Consider the following 22,596-nt stretch of genomic DNA (forward strand, 5'->3'; position numbering starts at 1 on the left):
GTCAGGTTTTTAGTCTACCTATGAGGGATGGAAACCCAGGAATATTAGAAGTGCGCTTAGATGGAGGGATAGTTTTTAGTCTACCTATGAGGGATGGAAACCATGTCACCTCATTAGTCGCTTGAAATATGTAACCAGTTTTTAGTCTACCTATGAGGGATGGAAACTCGTCTCTGGGTATTCATGAGATTCCTGTCCCTGTCGTTTTTAGTCTACCTATGAGGGATGGAAACCTGGCCTTCAATCTAAACTGGAAAAAATTAGAATATGTTTTTAGTCTACCTATGAGGGATGGAAACTTCTAATTAACGGTGCTCGTCGCCCATCCTTATAAGTTTTTAGTCTACCTATGAGGGATGGAAACTGGTTTCCGAAGGACGATGCAACCCTGAGCGAGAAAGTTTTTAGTCTACCTATGAGGGATGGAAACAGATTTTGATTTTATATGTATTACCACAGCGCCGACGTTTTTAGTCTACCTATGAGGGATGGAAACCGATTCGAGTGAAGTCCACTTTGGCTCGCCTCCGTTCGTTTTTAGTCTACCTATGAGGGATGGAAACCGATTCGAGTGAAGTCCACTTTGGCTCGCCTCCGTTCGTTTTTAGTCTACCTATGAGGGATGGAAACCGACATGCTCAACGTCGAGGAATTCCTGTAAACACCGGTTTTTAGTCTACCTATGAGGGATGGAAACTGCCTCATGCGAGAAGGTTGACGTGAGAATCAGTCGTTTTTAGTCTACCTATGAGGGATGGAAACCTCGCCAATCTCTCGATGTCCCGCGCCACCCTGTGCGTTTTTAGTCTACCTATGAGGGATGGAAACAGCAGATCAGCCCGCTCTTTCTGGGCAGTTTCAGCGTTTTTAGTCTACCTATGAGGGATGGAAACAGTCTTCACCGCAGGAGCACCACCAGGACCGGGCACTGTTTTTAGTCTACCTATGAGGGATGGAAACCTTGTTCCAGCAGGACGGGTCCGCCACAGCCGTGAGTTTTTAGTCTACCTATGAGGGATGGAAACTCCCACCGTGAATGCCTCTTCCGGTGTCGCAGGATACTGTTTTTAGTCTACCTATGAGGGATGGAAACCCGGAGGATGCCATCACAGATCAGGATCTCCTGTTGAGTTTTTAGTCTACCTATGAGGGATGGAAACCCGGCTCAGCTCATGTTTTGTTTGTCCGCAAAGGTGTTTTTAGTCTACCTATGAGGGATGGAAACTGATGCTCGCAGACAAGCTCATGGATCTTGCCTGCGGGTTTTTAGTCTACCTATGAGGGATGGAAACATAGAACATGCGCCCCGCTGGGGGCAATGCCCGGATGTTTTTAGTCTACCTATGAGGGATGGAAACGACGGTGATATGTGCGGGGCTGGATTATGATTTCAAGTTTTTAGTCTACCTATGAGGGATGGAAACGAGTGTAGAGCTGGAGGCGATGATGGAGGCTGCCGAGGTTTTTAGTCTACCTATGAGGGATGGAAACGAAAATTAAAGGGAGGGGAAAAGAATGAGAAAGGGGTTTTTAGTCTACCTATGAGGGATGGAAACCTCCAGGATATGGAAAAGGTGAAAAGGGAAGAATCGTTTTTAGTCTACCTATGAGGGATGGAAACTCAGGAGCAGATGTGCAACCTCACCAGTGGGGCGGGTTTTTAGTCTACCTATGAGGGATGGAAACGACGATAGGAGATGCAAAGAGATTTCCTTCATTCGGTTTTTAGTCTACCTATGAGGGATGGAAACCCGTCCGTCGTCTTAATGCTGGTAAGGTGGACTGCGTTTTTAGTCTACCTATGAGGGATGGAAACACCTCCGTCATAAAGAAATCTTTTGTGTGCCGTTTCGTTTTTAGTCTACCTATGAGGGATGGAAACTTGTTTCGGAGTTCAGATAGCGTATAATCCATTGTTTCGTTTTTAGTCTACCTATGAGGGATGGAAACCTTCCTGTAACCGGGCGTTTATGTCACCTATATGGAGTTTTTAGTCTACCTATGAGGGATGGAAACATTTCGGGACGGTCGCACATCCGCAACGAGTATTCAAGTTTTTAGTCTACCTATGAGGGATGGAAACATCTGAATGAACCGGAACTCTCGTAGAATCAAAGTATGTTTTTAGTCTACCTATGAGGGATGGAAACCCGGCCGGTTGGTCGTGGCGCTGGTGCAATATGCGGGTTTTTAGTCTACCTATGAGGGATGGAAACTAGGATAATACACTCTGCTTTGAACCAGGCTGTGGCCTGTTTTTAGTCTACCTATGAGGGATGGAAACTTTGACAATTTATACAATCAGACGTATTGCCTGATCTGTTTTTAGTCTACCTATGAGGGATGGAAACATCGAAAAATACACTTACGCCACCTATCTCAATGTTTTAAAGTTAGCTCTCTCGATCTCGCCTTCTCTCCATTTTTCAATAGATTAAACCGGCGTAGTAGTCGGGGCTGTGGATATGTGGGCAACGCGTAGCGTTGTCCAAGCAGCTGTGGACCCTGTGGGTAACCCCAAAGGGGTTATCCATAAGTCCACAGCTGCGCCATATCCACAGCCTTCCTTATTTCCTCAAATTCAACGCCTTGGGAGGATCCCCAGCCCATATCTACCCTCGACTTACCCTATCATGCCTCACTGGCTCATGGCCTTACAGTCCTTCGTTCTGCCTTCTGAGGGCGGGTGGGGCCTGCTTTACTCCGGTACAGGGTCGTTGCCCTAATGGTAGTAAACAGCTTCCCCCACCCAAGACGTTAAACCTTTTTCTCTTCTAGGCGGCCTTAAGTTGTGCCTCTCGATAGTGACCTAAAACCTTGGATGGATCATATAACTCTTTTGCTGTAGCCAGCTTGAACATTACTCGTAGGAGCTTGAGTCCTACTGCTATCAATGCTTCCTTCTTTTTCAGCGGATTTTGCCTGCGCGTCAGAAAATAATGATAAAGCGCCCTAAATGCGCTGTTTTTGGCTACTAGAACTAACGCCGCTTGATACAGAAGACACCTAAGTCCCGATCTTCCTCGCTTGGTAATGATAGTGTTACCTTGCCGTTTCCCTGAACTGTTTTCCATGAGACTCAACCCCGCTAAATTCCTAACCTGCCTCCAGTTTTTATACTTAGTCGGATCCCCAATCTCCCCCAGGAATCCTGCTGCCGTCACTACTCCAACCCCTGGAATGCTCAAAAGATATCTTGATAACCCTGCATCCTCCAGCGCCTCCGCCATCTTTGCCTCTGTAATCTCAAGCTCCCCCTCATAAAACCGGACCTCTCTAAGACAGCTCTTAAGACGGATCCGAGCAGCATCTAGCCCGTCTGGAACTCCAACTGAGCTCTCTGCAGCCGACATCAGACTCTCGGCTCTCTTAAGGCCTACTCGGTGGTTTGAAGCCTCTTTGAGTCGCTCTCCAAGCCATTCCAGCGAATGAGAGACTATATCCTTGGGAAACGGAATATTCTCAAGAACCCAGCTCGCTGCTTTGCCCAAAAGGTTCTTGAAAACCGTATCAAACTCAGGGAAAAACTCATCTAGAACCGCTCTCAGATTGTTTAACGCCGCATTCAGCTTCCCCTTCTGTTGACGCCGTGTTACGGCCAGTTCCCGTAGCTCTGCATAAATCCCCTTGGGCAACATGCAATGCATGAACTTGCCCTGCAACACGAGATCAGCGATTATCCCGGTATCTTTACGGTCACTCTTGCTTGGACTATTATCCAGGTCTTCTTTGTGGCGTTTCACAAGCATGGGATTTACGATGACTACTGTATAACCTCGTTCTCGTAGCCACCATGCTAGAGGCTTCCAGTAGTGCCCGGTGGGCTCCATCCCTACTATGACTCGCTCTACGCCTGCCTTTTTCTGGATCTGAAGCAGTTTACCCTCTAGACGAATGAAGCCGTCTATGTTATTCTGGAAACCGAAGGGTTTCTCTACGTCTATACCGTAAGAGTCGATTATCCTGGCAAAATGCTTTTTCTTTGCGACGTCCACTCCTGCAATCAAGGTGTTGGACCGCACTAATTGAATCTTTGCAGTTTTGTCCATCAGCTTCGGGGACCTCCTGTCTTTTTGGGGTTTTGTTAATGTTATACCAGGAGGCTCCCCTTTTATCAATTCTTATCCGATTTCATTACAGGACTGCTCCGGTAATGCCGTTTTTAGTCTACCTATGAGGGATGGAAACCGGGGAAAGAATAAGGACATCCAACAGACTTCCAAAGGTTTTTAGTCTACCTATGAGGGATGGAAACTCGCCCGCGCCACCTCGCTGGCCGGGTGCCGGGATTGCGTTTTTAGTCTACCTATGAGGGATGGAAACGAGCAATCTCTGACCATTTCCCTGGATAGTGCTTCGTTTTTAGTCTACCTATGAGGGATGGAAACAAACCCCACTCCTTGCCACTGTTGACTGCGACAATAAGAGGGGGGCGTATGAGGCGTTTTTAGTCTACCTATGAGGGATGGAAACAAACCCCACTCCTTGCCACCGACCAACGGCAACCAGGTTTTTAGTCTACCTATGAGGGATGGAAACACGATTCAAAAGATATCTAGCGCGGGCCTTGCGCCCGTTTTTAGTCTACCTATGAGGGATGGAAACTCGCCAAAGACATTCACGTTTTTACCCTGGGTATCCGTTTTTAGTCTACCTATGAGGGATGGAAACTATCAGATGGGGCAACCCACCCAAAAGCGGACGCTCGTTTTTAGTCTACCTATGAGGGATGGAAACATCACATCTATGGTCATCTGCACTGGTCCTGGCAGCGTTTTTAGTCTACCTATGAGGGATGGAAACAGTATATTTTGCATGGCTATGCTTCTTTTGTAGGTCGTTTTTAGTCTACCTATGAGGGATGGAAACTCGTTTCAAGATCCTTACCGGCCTTCTCGGCCTCGGCGTTTTTAGTCTACCTATGAGGGATGGAAACCTGGAGACCACCACCAGCCCCGTCGGCGTTGTGGGGTTTTTAGTCTACCTATGAGGGATGGAAACACACGGGATGCACTTGAGCGAGAACTCGCTGAGCTGGGTTTTTAGTCTACCTATGAGGGATGGAAACTATGGAATACCCTTGTTGACCTAAAAATAGTTGAAGGTTTTTAGTCTACCTATGAGGGATGGAAACAGATAAATCCTGGCCACTTGCCCCTGATATGGCGTGAGGTTTTTAGTCTACCTATGAGGGATGGAAACTGGGCCTCCCCCGAAGGTTCATTGGCCTGCCGTGTGTTTTTAGTCTACCTATGAGGGATGGAAACCCCAACAGGTTTCTGCCATGATGATCTCTCCTTTCGGTTTTTAGTCTACCTATGAGGGATGGAAACCCTGGCATGAAACGTCCTCGCGCATCCCTGTCGCCGTTTTTAGTCTACCTATGAGGGATGGAAACATCCATCCGTCGATCTCTTTCCAGCGCATAGGGATGAGTTTTTAGTCTACCTATGAGGGATGGAAACGTCTCTTATTGCAGCTTTGGTTACTGCTATTGCCAGTTTTTAGTCTACCTATGAGGGATGGAAACTGCCTCTCGATTGAGATAGTTGGCAATGTGTTTTAAGGTTTTTAGTCTACCTATGAGGGATGGAAACTACCCCCGTGAGCGAAGGCTGTGCCAACTGCTATGCGGTTTTTAGTCTACCTATGAGGGATGGAAACAACAGACCCATCGAACTAAGGGCCACCTTGAGTGTCGTTTTTAGTCTATCTATGAGGGATGGAAACTGTCACCGCCCCCATAGTGGCCGTGGGCGCAGCGGGTTTTTAGTCTACCTATGAGGGATGGAAACAAGATACAAACGAGCTGAAGAGCATCGTCCGTGAGGTTTTTAATCTACGAGGATTTTCGGAAACTCCTGGGATAGGTTGGATGGGGTATGGTGTTTGAGGTTTGATTCCCGGTTTTAGCACCGAGTGGTAGAAACGCCCTTGTAAAAGGATACATCCTAAGGCGAGATCAGGTTATGGAGTACATATTAGACAGGGACGGAGTTTGATGGCAGCGGGATGAGGCTGTTTTGAGCAATAGCAGGCCAGGGGTATGGAGAGGTTGGGGTAGCTTAAGACACCCTAGCAATTATGGCCCGCACGATACCTGGTGATGCCCGGGTTAGCTGTACTTTTAGGTGAATGTCAATGCCAGCCAGGATGATCTTCATAAAGAGGTGATACCGCCTTCTCAACTTTGGACTTTCACCCAGGTAGAAGTTCTCTATGAGGTTATTTACCTGTTCGGATTGGTGGCGGAGGCTGTAAGTCTTCTTCCAGATGGGAGAAGATCTTGGGGGATAGGAGTGTATCCTCAAATCCCAAATGGGTTTAGTGTGTATAACCCTCCCAAATGGGCTTTTCGAGCAGGGTCCATGAGAGCAAGTGATCATTTGAAACCCTGTATGTTCAAGTGTGCCGGGAGGCGGGGTTTGGGGCAGAGGTTGTGGGGAAGGAGATATGAGTTCATGGCGAGTAGGCACATAAGACAGTCGTTGGTGTGTGCCCCCTGAAGGGCGAAGGATACAGGGAGAGGGCCTGAGTCTGTGACAGCGATAATGGTATACAGGTTGTAACCGAAGACATAGGTGTCGTTGTGGAAATCCCAGCCAAACCTTGCGTCAGGGGCAGAGAATCGCCTTGGACAGTCACAGTGACTAATTCCCTTGCTTTTACAGTCACAGTCTTTGATGCCATGTTGGGAAGCACCGGAGTCTATGAGTGTCCCGTCGCCAGGGTCAAGTCCGAATCTGTGTGAAATTCTCCTCTGGTAGCTATCGCCTCCCACTCTACTGTTCTAGGCTGCTTCTGAGTGCATCTCTCCTTCTCTTTTCTCATCTCCCTTCCTTGAAAGCCCTTGCCTCCATGCCCAATACTCCGTCATGTCAAGATACTTATGCCCCGTCGTCCACTCCTCATCAATCTCCATAACCACTGCCCCAATCAGCCTCTGCGCTGCCTCCTCGTTGGGGAAGATGCCCACCACCCTCTCCCGCCGACGTACCTCCCGGTTTAGCCGCTCAATGCCATTTGTGGTGCGTAATCGCCTCCTAATTGACTCCGGCAATGCCATTACTCCCATCGCATCTTCAAACCCAGCTTCAAGCCTCTCTATTGCCCTGGGTGCCTGCGCTCCAAATTCCTGTGCCACCTCATCCTTAAGTCGCCTGGCTGTCTCAATATCCGGAGCGTCGAATATATACCTTAGCCGAGAATGTAGCCTCTTCTGCAAAGCCTTAGGACAGACCTCCAGGATATTGCGCATAAAGTGCGTCTGACACCTCTGCCACGTTGCCCCCTGGAAATGACTCATAATCGCCTTCACTAGCCCTTTGTGTTCGTCTGAGACTACCATGTCAACACCTCTTAACCCCCGCGCCTTCAGCCGGCCAAAAAACTCTGACCAACTTGCCTCAGACTCGCTATCCCCTATCATCAACCCCAGAATCTCCCGATACCCCTCCCGGTTAATCCCAGCCGCAAGAAGCACGCTTTGCACTCGCACCCGCCCCCCTTTACGCACCTTTATCACAAGGGCGTCCACCACGACAAAGGGGTATTCTCGATCGCTCAAGTCCCGTTCGTTCCATTCCCTCACCACAGGATCAAGACGCTTGCATAGGTCAGAAACGGTTGACCTGGACAACTCAGTACCACAAAGCTCTTCAACAACGCTCCTTACCTTGCGGGTTGATACACCATTGATGACCATCTCCATCAAGGCCAGAATAAGCGCCTGCTCACTCCGCTGATATCGCTCGAAGAGGTCTGTTGAGAACTTACCAGCTCTTGTACGTGGAACCTCCAGGGTCAGCCTTCCAATACGTGTTGTAAGGGATCTCTCCCGGTGGCCGTTGCGGTACCCCTGACGTTCGTCTGTGCGCTCATAAGGTCCAGCCTTGAGTTGCTCGGTAACCTGAGCCTCGAGGACTTGGTTTACAACCTGCTCTACAAGCCTCGCGAGTGCATCATCGCGAACAAACAGCTGTTGCAAAACCTCTCCGTCTACTGTAACCTGATACTGGGCCATCTCTTACTCCTCCTGGTGATGTTTCTATTTCAATTATTCATCTACCAGAGGAGGGGTAGCCCTTCCTTCTTCTAGGGCCCCTTCTACTCCTTTTTACACCATTATACGGACGCTACTGTCGCCAGAGAGGAGAGTTTTGTTGTCCTGAGGAGATTTGAGCAAGCCCATCATTTCGGACTTTGCCACAATACACCTATAAAAGATCTGGTTGAGGATAGATGAGTCCGGATCAAGAGGGAAGGAGTTATCCATGACTGCATAGGCCAGGGTCTCGCTGATAGGCTCATCTGCTTTGGAGATGGGGCCATCGACGAATGATTTGGTTTCCCTGTTTTTGAGGGATTTGCGTTGATTCTTTCTCATGGCGAAGCGTTTTTTATCCTCACCCCACAGGCGGTACATGAAGTCATAGAATGTGCCGACCCCTGGGGTATCCTCAGGGTCAAAGCCTGAGATCGTGGCAAGGACAGGAGAAGACTTAAGGAGAGAGACGAGCTTGGTTATGCTCTGTATCCCGAGTGAGACCCCACAGAGGAGGGCTCGTAACATGGCTAAAGGGTCTTTTGAAGGTCTTCCGGTGTGGGAGTATAGCGGAGTGACGATATCGATGGCCCGGTCGAGGTCAAGGGAATAGACTTTATCGATAAGTTCTGTGAGGGTGGTGATTTGTTTATGGAAAGTGGGGAATAATACAGATAGCCTTTCATAGAGCCAGGCTTGGAATTCCCTAACACTTCTAGGTTTTCTGAGCACCTTCCATCTGACCTTCTTTCTTGGTGTTTATGATGGACAGATGGAGTACGAAGTAACAAGGGAGTTGTCACCAAAGCAGGCTTATGGAAGGCCGAACCATTTTTCTGACAAGGTTTTGATGGGAGGTTGGAAATAGAGGAAACTCAAGGTGGGTGGGAAATGCCTTCAACTACGCCGGCCAATCCAGTATCCGCCGATGACTGGAGTTTCCGAAAATCCTCTTCAGGTAAGGAGGAGTGACTAATATGCAGACCCATGAGCTTGAAAGGAAACTCAAACGGCTGAGGCTTGGCCGAATGCTCGACACGCTGGAGCTGCGCCTTATGCAGGCGCAGCAGGGTCAAAGTCGCACATAGCGCAAGCCCTCGGTCATATCGCATGCCAGAGGGGATACAGCGTCCTTTACCGGAAGGCGTCGAAGCTCCTTACTCCAAAGGATTGGTATGCCCTGTTTCCCAACCCTGTCCTTGCTGAGGGGTCCCTCGACAGGCTCATCAATAGTTCCCACCATGTCTTCATGATGGGCAAGAGCTACCGCCCGCTTCGTCGTCCCGATCGGGATCATGTGGGACCCCAGTCGACTCAGACCGAATTCCCAGCTGACCAGGAGGAGGTGAGAGGTGGATCTTGAATTAGTTATTTGCGCCATCGGATGTGGGAATTTCATAAGTGCAGGGTGGGGGAATTTCATGGTCGACCCCTGGGGGAATTTCTTGATTGGTGACAAAAAATGGTTCTTGAAAGGGGTGACCCCAGATTGCCAGAAGTAAAAATCTGCCAGATTGGCGATCACCGGACTATTTCATTTGCTTCTGAGGAACTTGCCAGGTACCTTAAGGATATGACTGGCGAAAAGGTGCAAGTAAAATGTCAGGAGGCTTATGATCCCCCGGATCGTGATGCTTTGTGGGTGGGTACGGTAGATTCCTTTCCCGGTATTCTGATACCTACCGTCAAAGACTCTAGATTCGATGATGCCATTTACATAAAGGTTGAGGGAGGGAAGGGGATTATTTCCGGCGTGAACCCCCGGAGCGTCCTTCTTGCCGTGTATCGCTATCTTACGCAGCTTGGTTGTCGGTGGGTTCGCCCAGGAAAAGATGGCGAATTCATACCGAGAGTAAATCTCATTGCCGCATCGATGGAGGTGTCCGAGGCGGCATCCTATCGTCATCGTGGTATTTGTATCGAGGGCGCTGTGAGCTATCAGCATGTTAGGGATATGATTGAGTGGGCCCCAAAGGTAGGGTTTAATGGATATTTCATTCAGTTTAGGGAAGGATATACTTTCTTTGACCGATGGTACTCACATAAGGGCAATCCTTTTAGGGAACCAGAGGATTTTTCGGCTGAAAAGGCCAGGGAACTTGTGGCTATGCTGGCAGATGAGATAAAGAGACGTGATCTTCTCTATCATGCAGTAGGTCATGGCTGGACTTGTGAGCCTCTTGGGTTGCCCGGGTTGGGGTGGGATTATCCTCCACCAGCAGAATTGCCCCCTAGTGTCACTCAGTACCTTGCTCTCATAAACGGTGAACGCAAACTCTGGCAGGGAATTCCCCTGAATACCAACCTTTGTTACTCGAATTCGGAGGTGCGGCATCTCATTATCCAGGAGATATCCGACTATCTCCAGAAACATCCAGAAATAGATGTCCTCCATTTCTGGTTGGCTGACGGTTCAAACAACCAGTGCGAATGTGAAGAGTGCAGGAAAGCTCGACCTTCGGATTTCTACGTTCGGATGCTGAACGAACTGGATGAACTCCTCACGGCAGAGAACATTAATACCAGGATTGTCTTTCTCATCTATGTAGACCTCCTCTGGCCGCCTGAATCCGAGTATATTAAGAATCCAGACCGTTTCATCCTGATGTTTGCTCCAATAACCCGCACATATAGTAGACCATTCACTCCCGAGGCCTCACTGCCCGCGCTGCCTCCCTATGAGAGAAATCACCTGTCATTCCCCCGTAATGTGGAAGAGAACGTGGCTTTTTTGCGTGCCTGGCAGGGGATCTTCCAGGGGGATAGCTTCGATTTCGATTATCACTACATGTGGGATCACTATAATGATCCAGGTTACATCCAGATAGCCAGAGTATTGCATAGTGATATTCGTCATTTAGGGGATATAGGTCTGAATGGGTATATGAGCTGCCAAACCCAGCGTGCCTTTTTCCCAACGGGGCTTGGCATGGTAGTGATGGGTTGGAGCCTTTGGAATAAGGAACTTGATTTCAAGGAAATAGCCAAGGACTACTTCAGGGCTGCCTTTGGACCAGATTGGCACGAGTGCTATGAATATCTTAAGCGCCTTTCCGAGCTTTTTGATCCAGTATATCTCAGAGGTGAGAAGCCAGAGACAAACCAGGAGGCGGCGGAATCTCTCAGTAAAATACCTGAGGTTATTGAGGAATTTAGACCGATTATCGAAAAGAATGCGAACTTGACGAACAGGTGCCAGGCGGCCTCGTGGAATTATCTGAGACATCATGCTGATATCTGTAGGTACCTGGCCGGAGCCTTGGAAGCCCGTGCGCGCGGGAGCTGGGATACAGCTTTTCAGTGGTGGGAAAGGCTCAAGGCCATGGCATGGGAACGCGAGGACGCTCTCAATCAGGTGTTGGATGTATGGCTTTTCATCCGAACATTAGAACCAAAATTCAGGGGGGAGCCCAAGATACCCAGTTAGGTGGATATCTGGCTCTGAGATCGAGCTAGCCCCCCAATTCGGAGATTATGCAATAAAGGATTCCGCACTCGCGGTATTGCACACGAATGCTTCATGAAAGGCCTTAGGTGCCATATATCGGACGCTTTCGTACCTCCGGCGTTTGTTGTAGCACTCCAACGACCGGTAGATGATGTCTCGTGACGGGGGAATGCATGTATGTAGCATTTCCCCAGTTTTCGGTCTACATCGGCCTATCTCCTAACGCCTGTCAGGATTTGGCGTCTTCACTACAAGGACGCTAAATGTCTCCTTATCCCCGGCAGTAAGGCCGTGGGGGATATCCTTGGGGCTCAATATGATGTCCCCCGCAGAGACCTCTGTTTCCTCCTCACCGATGATGACTTTGCCGCTTCCAGAACGAATGTAGAAGAAAACATCTACTGGCGTTACATGGGATGGCAACGCCTGCCCTGGGTCCAAGACAACATTTGTTATTACTACATCATCGGAAGAATGGACTTTTCGGACTTTCGGTCCTCTTGGGGATTTGGTCATTGGCAGCTCATCGACTTTGATAATTTGCATCTTTATCCCTCCTGGTCATTTTAAATGAGATTGAGATATCGTTAGAGTTTCGCGCGACGCGGAGAGAACCTCACGAGTCGCCATCCGCCTCAGCACGCATGCTCCATATGGTTGGCAGGGATGCCCGGCGTAAAGCAGCAATAGCCAATCTCGTCACATTTCCTGGCTATCTCAGCCCATTTCCTTGGATCTTCAATCGACCTGTAGGCTGCAGGGTAAAGAATTGTATTCTCCTTGAAAATATGGTCTCGCAAATGGAATACAATGAACGATGAGAGTTCCTGGAGCTTGCGGCTGAAGTCGCCGTAGTCTATAAGATCCACATGGGTTACAAGGTTCAGGAGTTCCTCCTTCTTTGGTCTCATTTCCTCATGTTCCAATCTCATTATCCTGGTAGGCCCGGTGATGCCTAATTCTTCTAGTGCAGGGAACAGCGCATCTTCCTCTCGCCTATGGTGCTTCTCCGTTTCAACCAGATGAAGCGCGATTTCACTTATCAACTTCAGATCACCTTCTGAGATTGCGGAGTAGGACCCCTTTTCCACGATTCTCCTGGTGGCAACCTCTAAGGAATCGAGGAACCCGAGGATTAGCTCATGCTCTGAAATCAAGGTATGCAAAGGGTGGCCAACCCTGAGCATCGCTTTCAGGTCCTGCACATCTTTTTCGAGAAGTCTGAGATGTACGTCGCAGAGGCGTCTGAGTTCTTGGGGTTCGACTCCATTTTCAAGGAGTTCCTGCTCGGCGAGCGATAGCTCCATGGGATCGATTCCGGCAAGCAACTTCCTGGCTTCATCGTCCGAAACCTTGCCCTCATTGATATCCTGTAATGCCTTAGCCAATTGACTAATTTTTGACATTTTTCATACCTCCTTTGACTGTCTTCTGATTCTCGACCAATTCACTCAAAGTCGTATCCTTCAACACCTTGTTGATTTCCTGTTGAGTCTTCTCCCATACCGGAAGCAGCGGACAGCTCTCTTTCAGGGAACATGCATATTTCTTTTCAACACATGGCTTAATCAGAAGAGGCTCTCCTGCTGCCGTCACCACATCATATATGCTGATACTATCAGGATCCACTGCAAGCCTGACCCCTCCTCCCGCTCCCCGCATGGAAGTGACCCACCCTTGCCGGGTCAGGAGGGCCATTAATTGCGGCATATATTTAGGTGGGATACTCTGCCGTTCCGCAATATCTTTGGAGAGCATGTAACCTTTTGATTCATTTTGAATTAGGTCCATTAAGATGCGAAGCAGGTATTCCACCTTATTTGTGATCACCTTGACTACCACCGCCTTCCTCATAACTTAGTTTCTAAGTAATATTATTCCCATCATCATTATTTTGTCAATAGTCTTTTGCAGACTTATAGAGGAAAAATCGACTTTCAAGGCGAATATGCTTACAGAAAACCGAGGACGAAAGCCCCGGAATTCGATCAGGAAAGGGTTTCAATGGGATCCGATCTTCGTCGGCGACTTGATGTGGAAGGGAAGGTGTGCATATGCAAGAAAAGATCATAACTGGCCGGGAAAGAGTGAAGGCGGCCCTGGAACATCGGGAACTAGATAGGGTTCCCATTCATGATAGTCCCTGGGCGGCCACCATCTCTAGATGGCACAGAGAGGGACTTCCTGAGGAAATCTCGGTCTCAGAGTATTTTGACTATGAGATAACAGGTTTCGGACCGGACCTTTCGCCAAGATTTCCTGTTAAGATTTTGGAGAGAAATAGCACCTACATTGTGGAAACCACCCCATACGGTGGCGTGCGCAAAAACTTCCGCGACTACTCAACGACCCCGGAGATAGTAGATTGGCCCATTAAATCCAAAGAGGATTGGTATAGGATCAAGGACAGGCTCCAGCCGGATATAACGAGGGTGGACTGGGTAAGCTGTCTCGCGGGATTCCAGAGAGCCCGCGAGGACGGGAAATTCATCACCTATAATGCGGCCATGGGTTATGACCTTTTCCAGAGCTACCTGAAAACTGAGCAGTTGCTCATGGCCATGTTGGATGATCCTGACTGGGTAATGGACATGTTCAAAACTCATGCCAATCTGCTTGTTGAGATGGCCAAGATCATGATGGATCATGGGTTTGAGTTTGATGGAGCATTTCTGTTCAACGACATGGGGTATAGGAACGGGCTCCTCTTTTCACCGAAGACATATCAGAAGCTTCTGCTAGAGACAGATGCCATGGTCTGTGAGTTCTTCCACCAACATAACATGCCAGTCATCCTGCATTCCTGCGGTAATGTGAAAGAGCTTATCCCCTACCTAATACAAGCGGGATTTGACTGCCTCCAACCGCTAGAGGTGAAGGCAGGGATGGATCTTCTCGAGTTGAAGCCCAAGTTTGGCGATAAGATGGCCTTCATGGGCGGAATCGATGTCCGAAAGATGACCGATGCTGCGGCAATAGAGGAGGAAATTAGCAAGAAATTCGAGGTGGCCAAGAAAGGAGGAGGATACATCTACCATAGTGACCATTCGATACCAAAGAACGTGAGTTTCGAGCAGTATAATCATGTGATAGAATTGGTGAGGAAGTACGGCAGTTATTCCTAATTCATCGGATGCCGGATGTAGCAGGAGTTTTTCGAATGAATCGCTCTCTAATCGCGTCAGGATATCTTGGCTTTGTCACTATCGGGGTGGCAAGCTCTATTATTGCGCCTACCCTTCCTTATATCATTGATACCTATCATATCAATTTCGCCCAAGCCGGGAGCATTTTCTCATTCCAGTTCATGGGGAAGGTGCTTGCCGTGCTTAGTATAGGTTTGCTTGCAGACATCTTCGGCAAGAAGTCTGTCATCATATTTGGAGCTCTAGCCATGGCTGCCGGGCTCTTTGCCTTTAGCATTGCCCATGTGTGGGGCGCAGCCTTACTTTTGATTCTTCTCTTCGGGTTCGGGCACGGAAGCATAGATCTGGGATTTAATGCGGTATTTGCCGATGCGGCGCGTGAAAAGCGCGGAGGCGCTCTGAGTCTCCTGCACGTGTTCTTTGGGATAGGGGCTTTAGCGGCGCCTCTTATTGCTGGCTTTATCATGGGGAAAGGTGCGAAGTGGCCGCCGGTCTATTGGGTACCATCGATTCTGGCTATAATGCTTATGGCCTCTGTGTTGCCCCAGAAGTTTCCAGTGCCGGAAGCTGAACGCCCGAGGCTCTCCGACCTTCGCTTTGTGACTTCAGAGCCTAGGTTCCTGATTTTGCTCCTTATCATGTTCTTCTATGGAGCTACGGAAATAGGCATATCGGGCTGGATTCCGGCTTATCTGACCAAGACGATGAGGTCTGAGCCTCACATGGCCTCGCTGGCACTTTCCCTTTTCTGGGCCGCTCTCACATCGGGCAGGCTCCTCGTCGCGATGGTCATTGATAGGCTGGGGTGCGAGCGAGTCTTAAAGATCCTTGGAACCACAAGTCTCGGAATGTCCCTCCTGTCCATCATGGCACCCAATGGCGGCCTCGCAGCCTTTAGTTTCGTCATTCTTGGCTTTGGCCTTTCCGGCATATTCCCGACCATAATCGCCCTTGGGACCGGGCTTTCACGAGGGTATTCCGGGACAGCGAGCGGAGCTCTGATCGCGGCCTCTTCCTTGGGCGGCGTGGCCTTTCCATGGCTCATGGGACTTGCGGCAGACGCCTTCGGCCTACGCGCCGGCCTCGGAATGGCTTGCCTTGCGGCTGGTGGTCTCGCCATTGGTTCGCATGCCTTTGCGAACAGACATACAAAAGAGCATTCTGTAAGGTAGATGGAAGAAAAACGCTCTCAATCAATAGAGGAATTTTTGAGGATGTGTCGTATAATAATGTTGTGTGATGTAATTTTGGAACTAGGTTTCCGAAGACAAGTTATTGCATCATGGGGTTATGCTTATTGATCTATAAGATGTTGTTTTCTCTGCTTTTGAAGCGTAGATCTATCTTCGATACGTTAAACGTTTATCCAACTATCTACCTTATTCCCTCTATCATTGTTAACCCTGGCTTTGATCGGGTTTGCTGGGATCCTTATCCTGGCAATTAAAATGGATACAGGTGCGCAACAGGGGGTGACACTGGAGAGATCTAATCATTCATAAGGCCCTAATGAGCGAGCGAAGTCGGTTGGTGTCCAATTGTGGCAGTTGTGGAGATTATCTTTTTGCCTGAGGTACGAATTCAAAAAGGAGGCTCATCAAGTATGAGTATGAGGAAACAGAGTATTGCCGTGGGGCTCATCCTTATCTTGACTCTCTTGTGTTTTGCCGGTAGTGCCATGGCTAAGAAGGTCACAATAACCTACTGGACCGGGTGGGGTGGGTCTGAATTAGAGGATCTGAAAAAGATAATCGACGAGTTCAACAAGTCAAACCCGAGGGTGCAGGTTGAGACCACGACGATTTTTGGTGCATATGAGAAACTGCTCACGGCTATAGCGGGAGGACGGGCTCCTGACGTCGTCTCGGCAGTCTGGGCCTCGCAACTTGCGGCACTTGCCCACAATGGCGGGATTATGCCGCTTGATAAGTATGTAAGTAAATCGGATAAGGTCAAGGCAGGAGATTTCTTCCCGTCCCTCTGGAAATCATTCCATTATAATGGCAAGCTCTATGGTCTCGCTGCGACTACTAACACCAACTTCGTGGCATACAATAAGGCCATGTTCAAGGAAGTGGGACTTGATCCCGCCAAACCGCCTGAAATGTTGAATGAACTAGAGGCATATGCCAAGAAGCTCACCAAATGGGATACGCAAAAGAACATAACCCGGCTCGGTTATCTTCCCGCAGGCATCTGGAAATGGGCTCTGGTCTTCGGCGGCGATTGGTATGATGAAGACAAGAAACAGATAACTGCTGACAATCCCAAGAATGTGGAAGCTCTCAAATGGCTGGGCAAATATTGGGCTGAATATGGCGTTGACAGTCTCCAGAAGTTTACGGCCGGGTTTGGTAACTATTGGAGCCCCAACAACCCCTTTATGGTTGGGAAGCTCGCTATGCAGGATTATGGCGAATGGCTCCAGCAGTTTGGGGAGAAATATAATCCCAAACTGGAATATGGTCTCTTTGCTACGCCTTATCCTGCCGGGGGAAGGAAGAACGTCACGACCTTCGGGGGTAGCATCTTCTGCATACCAGTCGGAAGCAAACATCCCGATGAAGCATGGGAATTCATCGAATGGATAACTGGCCCGTACGCGCAGAAGAAGATAGCAAAAGTGTTCACCAACATGCCTCCCAGAGTGGCTGTCGCCAAGGACCCAGAACTTCTGGCGGATGTACCCATCTTGAAGTTCGGGTTGAAACTCCTCGAGGGCCCCAACGCCTTCGGAGATATCCAGATCCCTGTCTGGGCGCAATATCAGGAAGAGATGGGGAGGGTTGAGGAGCAGGTGACACGCGGGCAGATGACTGCAGAGGCTGCTCTAAAGGAACTGCAGGCGAAGATGCAGAAGGAATTGGAGAAGACCCTCCGCAAGTAGTTGAGTTCTTCGGGCCACTCGCCATTTCTGTGCGGGTGGCCCAACCACCATTCGCAGTCCTTTCTATCGGAGGTGAAGTAGCAAATGCTCGGTGGATTTCGCGGACAGAGGGCCAGAAACCTTGCAAATGGATTGCTTTTCATCAGCCCATGGATAATAGGATTTCTCATTTTCACCATCTATCCGATAGCGGCATCGTTTTACTATAGCTTTACAGAATTTAACATTTTGCAGCCTCCCGATTGGGTGGGTCTGGCAGGATATAAAGCTCTCGTTTTTGAGGACCCACTTTTCTGGATCTCCATCAAGAACACTCTTTTCATGCTAGTTTTCGGCCTGCCGCCATCGCTCTTATTGGCTTTGTTTCTTGCGGTCCTTCTAAATCAGAATGTGAAGGGCAAAGCATTCTTCCGCACGGTATTTTATTTGCCATCCATACTTCCAGCCGTCGCCACGGCAATGCTGTGGATGTGGATATTCAATCCCCAGTATGGGCTCATCAATGTACTGCTGAAAATCCTTTTCGGCATAGAAGGGCCAGGATGGCTTGTGGATGCCAGGTGGTCAAAACCCGCCTTCGTTGTGATGGGGCTTTGGGGTGTTGGAGGTTCCATGGTGATATTCCTGGCTGGACTTCAGAGCATTCCCCAGCAGCTCTATGAGGCCGCTGAAATAGACGGCGCCAATGCGTGGAACCAATTCTGGAATATCACATTTCCAATGTTGAGTCCGACAGTGTTCTTTAACCTCATCATGGGGACTATAGGGATGTTCCAGTACTTTACAGCGCCCTATATCATGACTCGAGGTGTAGGGAGTAATGTGCCACCCGGGAGTCCACTCAATTCGACCTTATTCTATGCTCTTTATCTATTCCAGAACGCCTTCGCGTATTTCAAGATGGGCTATGCTTCCGCTATGGCATGGATTCTGTTCCTGCTAATAGTACTAGCTACGATTTTCATATTCAGGTCCTCTGCGCGATGGGTTTATTATGAGGGAAGATAGGAGGGGCAGATTGATGGCAGTCTCAAAACAATCTAGACAATATCTGCGAGCGGCGAGATGGATTCAGGAAAGAGGAATTGTCTACCTGGCTTTGATAGCCATGGGCATAATCTTTATATTGCCCTTCTTCTGGCTTGTCTCAACATCCCTCAAACCTGATGACCAGCTCTTCAAATTTCCGCCTATATGGATTCCGAAGCCAATGATGTGGAGCAATTATCCAAGGGCCCTCACATATATTCCATTTTGGCTCTACCTCAAGAATACACTGATAATCGCCATCCCATCAACGCTTGGGCTTTTGATATCGTCATCCGTCGTGGCCTATGGTTTCTCCAGGATAAAGTGGCCCGGGAGAGATGCCGTATTTTTCCTTGCGATCTGCACCATGATGCTTCCCTACCAGGTCACCATGATCCCTCTCTTCATCGTATTTCGCAACCTAGGCTGGGTAGGAACATTCAAACCCCTGATTATACCATCATTCTTCGGGGGCGCATTCTATATCTTCTTGCTCCGGCAGTTCTACATGACGCTTCCTATGGAACTTTCGGACGCCGCCAGGATCGACGGTTGCTCGGAATTCGGGATCTATAGTCGTATAATACTGCCGCTCTCCAAGCCCGCCCTTGCGACTGTCGGCCTTTTCAGCTTTATGGGCCATTGGAATGACTTCCTTGCTCCTCTTATCTACCTCGAGGATGATACCAAGTATACACTGGCTTTGGGGTTACAGCAGTTTCAAAGGCAATTCGGAATGGAGTGGGGCATGCTAATGGCTATGTCTGTAGTGATATCCTTGCCCATCATAGTGCTTTTCTTCTTCACCCAGCGCACCTTCGTCCAAGGTATAGCGCTTACAGGCATGAAGGGGTAGACTCTCTACTAAAGAGTAGCCAACATCATGTCGCCAATTCAAATTGGCGGCAACCTTGCTGGCGGCGCAATGTATAATGATACCGGCATGGACTGGCGGTGTCGCAAAAAGGAGTGCAGCAAAATTGGCAGCAGGTGAGATGACAGCAAAGGAAAGAGTCAAGAGAGCGATGGAGCTCAAGGTGCCGGACCGAGTTCCGGTATTCCCCGTTATAACTGCATACCACGCTTCCCGGGTGCTTGGAGTCAGATATAAGGAGATCGTTCTGAACCCTCTTCTGGCCTATGATACCCTGAAGGCTGCGTGGGAGTTCTATGGATTTGATGGGTTTGAGGTGGGACTCGGTCCATCTTCGGATTGGAAAGAGAGAATGCGGGTTGAGCAGGATGGAGGGGTGGAATACCTCGTAGATGTTGAGACTGGTAAGCGGGTGGCTCGCCTCCAGGAGGATGATGGCCCTATGCCGCTGGATACGGAGCCGCCGGTCAAATCTCCTGAAGACGTAAAAAAGATTGAGATTCCCGACCATAATGAACTGATAAAGCAGGGTAGGATCGAACCTGTGAAGAAGCTTATCGAAGAGATAGGTGATGGCGCATTCATAGCTGGAACGGCAGCCAGTCAATCTATGAATTTTCTGGTGAGCCAGCGTGGCTCAGATCAGGCCATGCTGGACTTGGTGGACAATCCGGGTTTAGCGCACGCTATCATGGAGATCGGAACTGAAATCTCCATAGAGATTGGAAAAGCCTTGATCGCGGCTGGAGTGGATGGCATATATATCGGAGATGCCTGGGCTTCTTGCAGTATAATCTCTCCGAGACAGTATAAGGAGTTTTGCCTCCCTTATCACCGGAAGGCGACAGAGGCGTTTCATAAGTTGGGAGTAAAGGTCTATCTCCACATCTGCGGCAATTCGGATCCTATTCTGGAAATGATGGCGGACACGGGGGTGGATGCCATTGAGCCGCTTGACCCTCTCGGTGGAGTGAGCCTGGCCTCTGCCAAGCGCAGGGTCGGTAACCGCGTCTGCCTGAAAGGCGGGCTGAACACGATGACGCTCCTGCGGGGGACTCCGGAGGATGTGGAAAGGGAAGCGAAGAGATGCATTGATGATGCCGCCGCTGGCGGCGGGTTTCTCCTTGGGTCGGGAGATGATATACCTAGAGATACACCAAAGGAAAACCTCATGGCCATGGTTGAGACAGCGCGGACGTATGGTAGATATTGACTTTAACTGCCCGTGTCATGTTTGCGCCATGTGAACCTCAGATATAACATGCGTTTCGCTGGGTCGAGGGGGAATCATGATGATAACAGATTTTGCCACGCATAATGAGGAGGTAAGGCGGCTCTGGGAGGCATTCAATGCCGGGAGACCATACCGTGTACCTGTTGTCTTCAATTTTAGCAGAAGGTTTTGGCTGCTCACGCCCGAACTCAATACCGAAGGCTATTCATTCAAGGATTATTTTGAAAACCCTGACATCATGATGAAAGTACAGCTTGAGGCAGCCAAGTGGATCCGCCTCAATGTCCCCCAAGATCAGGAGATGGGTTTACCAGAAGAAGCTTGGGGTGGAATCCATGTGGATTTTCAAAATAGCTATGAAGCCGCGTGGTTCGGATGCAAGATCGCTTATCCGGAAGGTGAGGTGCCAGATACCATCCCGCTTCTCCGAGATGATAAGAAGAAATTGTTCAAGCTGGAAATCCCGGATCCTTTGAGAGGAAATCTGATGGGGCGGGTTTATGACTATTATCATTACTTTGAGGAGAAGCGCAAGGATTTTGAATTTGAAGGAAAGCCGGTCGGGCGCACCGGAGTGCCAACGGGCACAGACGGACCTTTTACAGCCGCATGCAATCTGAGGGGAGCTACGGAGGTATGTATTGACATTTATGAGGATCCGGAGTATGTCCATGCGCTAATGGAGTTTGTGACAGAGGGGATAATCGCGCGGATTAAGGCATGGATGGATTTCATGGGCATAGAGTACCCGACCCAGAGTTGGGGATTTGCTGATGACAGTATTCAATTGCTTTCAGAGGATACTTATAAGGAGTTTGTTCTTCCTTACCACAGGCGTCTTATCGAGACATTTTCGCTAGGAGGACCAAATTCAATTCACCTCTGCGGCAGGGCCTCGCATCATTTCAAGACTCTCATGAAGGAACTGAATATCAAGAGTTTTGACACAGGATTTCCTACGGACCTGGGGGCGATGCGCAAGGAGTTGGGTCCGGATGTGCTCCTTAGGGGCAATATTCATCCAGAGCTTTTGAGGCTAGGACCTCCGGAGGCTATAAGGGAAGCTGTCCGTAAGCTCCTGAACTCTGGCGTGATGGAGGGCGGCAAGTTCATCCTGTGTGAGGGTAACAATGTCGCGCCCCGGACGCCTGTCGCCAATTTCGCCGCGATGTATGAGGCGGGGAAGGAATACGGAAGATATCCAGAGGGCGCGTCCGTTTGATCCCATACTTGGGTATTCATGGCTGATAATTGTGTCCAGCGATGTTTTGCGATATGGCTGTTGGTACTCTTCACTAGATGGTATAATATAGTTGAAGGGAGCTGGATGCAATGGTTGATGATGCAAGATCACGGTTTCCTGTCATTCTTGTGGATGGGGAGGATGGGTATATCATTGCAGAGTGCCCTGTACTGCCCGGGTGCATGAGTCAGGGAAAGACGCGGGAAGAGGCGCTTGAAAACATAAAGGAGGCCATTATTCTGAGTTTGGAAACCAGGAAGGCCCATAATATGCCGCTTCGAACTGAGATGATCATGCGTGGCGCGCCTGGCAACCGCGTGGTAACATGGCTGCGCTATCTTTCAACTCTGCATTTGGCATCTATAGCTTCAGGGAAGGGTCTTGCGTCTGAATTGCTGTTTCAATGTCTATAGCTATACAAGCCTGAACTCAGAATATACGGTGGCTAGGTTCTCGCCACCGGAGAGTAGAGCCTGGTAGGATTTTCGGCACTTGAGAGCAGATGCTGCCGAAATTCCAGCCACCTCCAGGTCCAAACTGGCCAAAATCTCGCCACTCCAGGCTAATATATGCTACAAAATCCCTTATTATGGATAATCATAACCTATAATCTTCCAATTTGAGGGCAAGGTGGCGAGAAATCTGCCGGCACGGACCAGAGGCCGACGAAATCTTGGCCACCTTTGAGAAA

Annotated in this window: 18 protein-coding genes and 2 CRISPR repeat arrays (1 of these 20 cut by a window edge); of the genes, 10 read left to right on the forward strand and 8 right to left on the reverse strand. The window is 49.2% G+C overall.

The features are described 5' to 3' along the window. Nucleotides 1-2,351: a CRISPR direct-repeat array (repeat unit 30 nt; unit sequence GTTTTTAGTCTACCTATGAGGGATGGAAAC); it begins 587 nt to the left of the window's first position. Nucleotides 2,352-2,774: 423 nt separating this feature from the next. The 5 genes from HPY52_08010 to HPY52_08030 all read right to left on the reverse strand — a co-directional run bounded on the left by HPY52_08010 (nucleotide 2,775) and on the right by HPY52_08030 (nucleotide 9,341). Next, nucleotides 2,775-4,049 carry an IS110 family transposase gene (locus HPY52_08010; GenBank protein NPV80206.1) on the reverse strand — a complete coding sequence of 425 codons (1,275 nt, stop codon included), beginning with the start codon at nucleotides 4,047-4,049 and terminating at the stop codon, nucleotides 2,775-2,777. Nucleotides 4,050-4,158: 109 nt separating this feature from the next. Continuing rightward, a CRISPR array of direct repeats spans nucleotides 4,159-5,795; the repeat unit is 30 nt; unit sequence GTTTTTAGTCTACCTATGAGGGATGGAAAC. Nucleotides 5,796-6,065: 270 nt separating this feature from the next. Further along, entirely contained in the window at nucleotides 6,066-6,311 is a 246-nt protein-coding gene (locus HPY52_08015) for a hypothetical protein (protein NPV80207.1), read from the reverse strand. A 479-nt stretch (nucleotides 6,312-6,790) separates the two neighbouring features. Continuing rightward, nucleotides 6,791-8,023: an IS256 family transposase gene (locus HPY52_08020; protein ID NPV80208.1), complete on the reverse strand. Its 1,233-nt coding sequence runs from the start codon at nucleotides 8,021-8,023 to the stop codon at nucleotides 6,791-6,793. Between the two features lie 93 nt (nucleotides 8,024-8,116). Next, on the reverse strand, nucleotides 8,117-8,776 hold the full coding sequence (locus HPY52_08025; protein ID NPV80209.1) for a transposase: 660 nt from the start codon (nucleotides 8,774-8,776) through the stop codon (nucleotides 8,117-8,119). Between the two features lie 340 nt (nucleotides 8,777-9,116). Beyond that, nucleotides 9,117-9,341 carry a hypothetical protein gene (locus HPY52_08030; protein ID NPV80210.1) on the reverse strand — a complete coding sequence of 75 codons (225 nt, stop codon included), beginning with the start codon at nucleotides 9,339-9,341 and terminating at the stop codon, nucleotides 9,117-9,119. A 55-nt stretch (nucleotides 9,342-9,396) separates the two neighbouring features. Here HPY52_08030 and HPY52_08035 point away from each other — a divergent pair, with 55 nt between their 5' ends. Both HPY52_08035 and HPY52_08040 read left to right on the forward strand, forming a co-directional pair. After that, on the forward strand, nucleotides 9,397-9,546 hold the full coding sequence (locus HPY52_08035; protein NPV80211.1) for a hypothetical protein: 150 nt from the start codon (nucleotides 9,397-9,399) through the stop codon (nucleotides 9,544-9,546). Further along, nucleotides 9,534-11,471 carry a DUF4838 domain-containing protein gene (locus tag HPY52_08040; protein ID NPV80212.1) on the forward strand — a complete coding sequence of 646 codons (1,938 nt, stop codon included), beginning with the start codon at nucleotides 9,534-9,536 and terminating at the stop codon, nucleotides 11,469-11,471. Before HPY52_08035 ends, HPY52_08040 begins: the two co-directional genes overlap by 13 nt. 240 nt (nucleotides 11,472-11,711) lie before the next feature. Here the strand turns inward: HPY52_08040 and HPY52_08045 are convergent, their stop codons facing one another. From HPY52_08045 to HPY52_08055, 3 genes are all read right to left on the reverse strand, one after another. After that, complete coding sequence (locus HPY52_08045; protein ID NPV80213.1) at nucleotides 11,712-12,038, reverse strand: cupin domain-containing protein; 327 nt, start codon at nucleotides 12,036-12,038, stop codon at nucleotides 11,712-11,714. A gap of 89 nt (nucleotides 12,039-12,127) precedes the next feature. Further along, entirely contained in the window at nucleotides 12,128-12,898 is a 771-nt protein-coding gene (locus HPY52_08050; protein ID NPV80214.1) for a DUF438 domain-containing protein, read from the reverse strand. After that, nucleotides 12,885-13,346 carry an Rrf2 family transcriptional regulator gene (locus HPY52_08055; GenBank protein ID NPV80215.1) on the reverse strand — a complete coding sequence of 154 codons (462 nt, stop codon included), beginning with the start codon at nucleotides 13,344-13,346 and terminating at the stop codon, nucleotides 12,885-12,887. Before HPY52_08055 ends, HPY52_08050 begins: the two co-directional genes overlap by 14 nt. Before the next feature lie 215 nt (nucleotides 13,347-13,561). Here HPY52_08055 and HPY52_08060 point away from each other — a divergent pair, with 215 nt between their 5' ends. The 8 genes from HPY52_08060 (at nucleotide 13,562) to HPY52_08095 (ending at nucleotide 22,318) form a co-directional block, all read left to right on the forward strand. Then, on the forward strand, nucleotides 13,562-14,617 hold the full coding sequence (locus HPY52_08060) for a hypothetical protein (protein NPV80216.1): 1,056 nt from the start codon (nucleotides 13,562-13,564) through the stop codon (nucleotides 14,615-14,617). A gap of 35 nt (nucleotides 14,618-14,652) precedes the next feature. Then, the gene (locus tag HPY52_08065) at nucleotides 14,653-15,810 is read left to right on the forward strand and encodes an MFS transporter (protein NPV80217.1); all 1,158 of its coding nucleotides are present in this window, start codon (nucleotides 14,653-14,655) and stop codon (nucleotides 15,808-15,810) included. Nucleotides 15,811-16,241: 431 nt separating this feature from the next. Continuing rightward, nucleotides 16,242-17,525 (forward strand): ABC transporter substrate-binding protein, encoded by a 1,284-nt coding sequence (locus tag HPY52_08070; GenBank protein ID NPV80218.1) that lies wholly within the window; start codon nucleotides 16,242-16,244, stop codon nucleotides 17,523-17,525. An 84-nt stretch (nucleotides 17,526-17,609) separates the two neighbouring features. Then, nucleotides 17,610-18,533, forward strand: coding sequence for a sugar ABC transporter permease (locus HPY52_08075; protein ID NPV80219.1), 924 nt, complete (start codon nucleotides 17,610-17,612; stop codon nucleotides 18,531-18,533). Nucleotides 18,534-18,546: 13 nt separating this feature from the next. Then, entirely contained in the window at nucleotides 18,547-19,410 is an 864-nt protein-coding gene (locus tag HPY52_08080; GenBank protein ID NPV80220.1) for a carbohydrate ABC transporter permease, read from the forward strand. A gap of 124 nt (nucleotides 19,411-19,534) precedes the next feature. After that, a complete protein-coding gene (locus tag HPY52_08085) occupies nucleotides 19,535-20,641 on the forward strand; it encodes a hypothetical protein (GenBank protein NPV80221.1) in 1,107 nt (368 codons plus the stop codon). A 79-nt stretch (nucleotides 20,642-20,720) separates the two neighbouring features. Beyond that, nucleotides 20,721-21,884, forward strand: a complete 1,164-nt coding sequence (locus HPY52_08090; protein NPV80222.1) for a hypothetical protein — start codon at nucleotides 20,721-20,723, stop codon at nucleotides 21,882-21,884. A 110-nt stretch (nucleotides 21,885-21,994) separates the two neighbouring features. Next, on the forward strand, nucleotides 21,995-22,318 hold the full coding sequence (locus HPY52_08095; GenBank protein NPV80223.1) for a type II toxin-antitoxin system HicB family antitoxin: 324 nt from the start codon (nucleotides 21,995-21,997) through the stop codon (nucleotides 22,316-22,318). Nucleotides 22,319-22,596 lie beyond the last annotated feature (278 nt).

The sequence above is a fragment of the Bacillota bacterium genome (assembly GCA_013178415.1).
In the GTDB taxonomy this organism is placed as follows: domain Bacteria; phylum Bacillota; class SHA-98; order Ch115; family Ch115; genus Ch115.